The 2,433-nt window shown below is 47.4% G+C and carries 4 protein-coding genes; all 4 read left to right on the top strand.

The window, feature by feature from the left end; translation table 11 throughout:
* The first annotated feature begins 91 nt into the window (after positions 1–91).
* On the top strand, positions 92–502 hold the full coding sequence (locus Q0628_RS12620) for a NifB/NifX family molybdenum-iron cluster-binding protein (protein WP_298771501.1): 411 nt from the start codon (positions 92–94) through the stop codon (positions 500–502).
* Positions 503–656: 154 nt separating this feature from the next.
* Positions 657–1,499 (top strand): class I SAM-dependent methyltransferase, encoded by an 843-nt coding sequence (locus tag Q0628_RS12615; protein WP_298771499.1) that lies wholly within the window; start codon positions 657–659, stop codon positions 1,497–1,499.
* Positions 1,500–1,573: 74 nt separating this feature from the next.
* Positions 1,574–2,119, top strand: coding sequence for an alpha/beta hydrolase (locus tag Q0628_RS12610; protein ID WP_298771497.1), 546 nt, complete (start codon positions 1,574–1,576; stop codon positions 2,117–2,119).
* Between the two features lie 111 nt (positions 2,120–2,230).
* On the top strand, positions 2,231–2,433 hold a 203-nt coding region (locus tag Q0628_RS12605), incomplete at its 3' end, for a hypothetical protein (protein ID WP_298771495.1).

The raw sequence follows: 2,433 nt of genomic DNA, 5'->3' as shown, positions 1-2,433 counted from the left end.
TGCCGTGCCGATGCCGTTGGCGTCCCGGGCGTTTACGATGTCGGTGCGCAAATCTACATGGACCGTATCCGTGTAAAGGAGACTTTCTCTCATGGCTAAATATAGAGTTGCAGTCGCCACAAACGATGGCGAAAATGTCAATGTTCACTTTGGGCATGCCGCGGCGTTCGACGTCTACGAAGTCGATGAAGAAAGCGGAAAATTTGAAAAAGTCGAAGTCCGCGTTAAGCCGGAGCATTGCGACGGCACATGCGGCGATGGTGCTTGCGGTCAGCGAGATGTAGAGCGGTCCTCCATGTTTTCAGCAGCAAAGAATCTAGCCGATCTGGATTATGTTCTCTGCTCGCAGCTTGGCCCGCAGGCGGTGCAGGCGTTAACGCGCTTTAACGTGCGTGCTTTCGATATTGCACTTCCCATCTCCGAAGCAATAGCCAAAATCAACGTATACCGTAAAAAGATTGCGGAACGTACCCAGAGACTCAAGGGATTACAGGATAAATAAAATGTTGCCTCTGATTGTAGGATTTTGTTGTAAGAACGGCCGATGTTGACGGGCGTTTATTGCGGTATTCATTTTGTCGCCCGTGTAAGGTTAACCTTCGCGGGCTTTTCTTATGGGCTAAGGCCCTCAACTAAAATTTTAAAAGGATAATACAATGGAAAGTTTAACAGCAAAATTATGCGCATTTGCACGAGCCTGGCATTCTCTACAATCGGACCATACGGTTTTCAACGATTTTCTAGCGTTCGACCTGATGGGTCGCGAAGAGTACGAAAACGTTTCGCGCTTGATTCTAAAGCGGTTTCCGCAGGAATCAGAAAATTCGGTCGAATATTTCAACCGGAAATATTTTCTCCCGATTGTACTTTCGAGGAGTCGCTTCGCCGAAGATCGCGTTAAGCTCCTTGCCCGTTCGGGAAAGATTCAATATGTAATTTGCGGTGCGGGCGTAGACACGTTCTCGTTCCGCAACAAAGACCCGAATGTAGAAGTTTTTGAATTGGATTTGCTTCCGACGCAAAGCTACAAGAAAAATCGCATTCGCGAACTCAAGTGGAGCGTTTCGGAGAATGTCCATTTTGTGGCGATTGACTTCAGCAAGGACAGCATTGTCGAAAGACTTGTCGCAAATGGCTTTGACTGCAAAAAGCCGACAGTTATTAGCATTCTGGGTGTCTCATATTACCTTCCGCTTCCTGTTTTTGCAGAAACCGTGCGCCAGTTTTCAGAGATTGCATCAACCGGCATTTCGATTGTATTTGATTACCTGCAAAAAGATGCCTATTCGAATTCGGTTCAGGAATTGCGAAAAATTGTTGCTGATTGCGGCGAAACCATGGCCGAAGGCTACTTGGACCGCGAGGTTTTCGAGGTACTTGAGCGATATGGATTCAAGGTCGACGAATTTCTCGGCGAAAATGCGCTACAGCAGCGGTATTTTCTGATGGGAAACCTGAAGGCGTTCGATTCCGTGCGCCTGATTGCAGCGGTTAAGTAGGCAAAATGGAAAAAGTGTAAAGCGGTGTCTTTATTTTTATACTATTTTTGTAGGAAAGAAAAAGGACTTCATGAATGCACTACTTAATTGTTCCTGGTTTGAATAATTCTGGCCCGAGTCATTGGCAAACTTTTTGGACCAAGAGTCTGCCAAGCGCAAGTCGCGTTTTTCAGCATTGCTGGGATAAGCCGCAAAAAGAGGACTGGATCCAAACGTTGGACGAAGCTGTCCGCCAGCTGAAGGACGATACGATTCTTGTTTCACACAGTTTGGGCGTTGTGACAACGGCTCTTTGGCTTTTGCGTGCGAAACAGCAAGGGAATCTTCCGGCGAATATCAAGGGGGCCTTCCTTGTGGCCCCAGCCGATGCCGACACAGTCGATATCATCAAGAACTTTGCTCCGATGCCTACCGAAAAACTCCCGGTACCCGTTTGCATTGTGGGTAGCGAAAACGACCCGTACATGACGCTCGCGCGCACGAAGTTCTTTGCTGAGGCGTGGGGCGCAAAGCTGTTTAACGCGGGTGCGCTGGGGCACATCAATTCCGATTCAAATTTGGGCGAATGGGTGCAGGGACGTGCATTTTTGGCCGAATTCGAAAAAGGCTTGCCGCTTTAGCGTTTGTAATCTTTAGTTAAGCATTAAGGAATAATGTTGTACGAAAAATAATCCCTGAAGCGCGTTAAAAAAAGTTATCTTGTGCGCGTTTTTTAAAAAAGCGGGTTAGGGATGAATCGTCAGCAGCGCGAAGAGCTTCTTGATAGCATCAATCTTTTAGAAAATAGCCGAGATGAATATCTTCATACCTATGCTGGTGTGAGCGTTCACGATCGCACTGTCAGGTCGGTGCAGCTGCGGAAGGCGCTTGAAAACGTGAAGCGGCCTTTCGCCCAATTGTGCGAAAAGATGAAAACGTGCGATTGGCTGTATTT

The organism is uncultured Fibrobacter sp., assembly GCF_937877005.1.
Classification (GTDB): domain Bacteria; phylum Fibrobacterota; class Fibrobacteria; order Fibrobacterales; family Fibrobacteraceae; genus Fibrobacter.
This window is presented reverse-complemented; position numbering and strand designations above follow the sequence as displayed.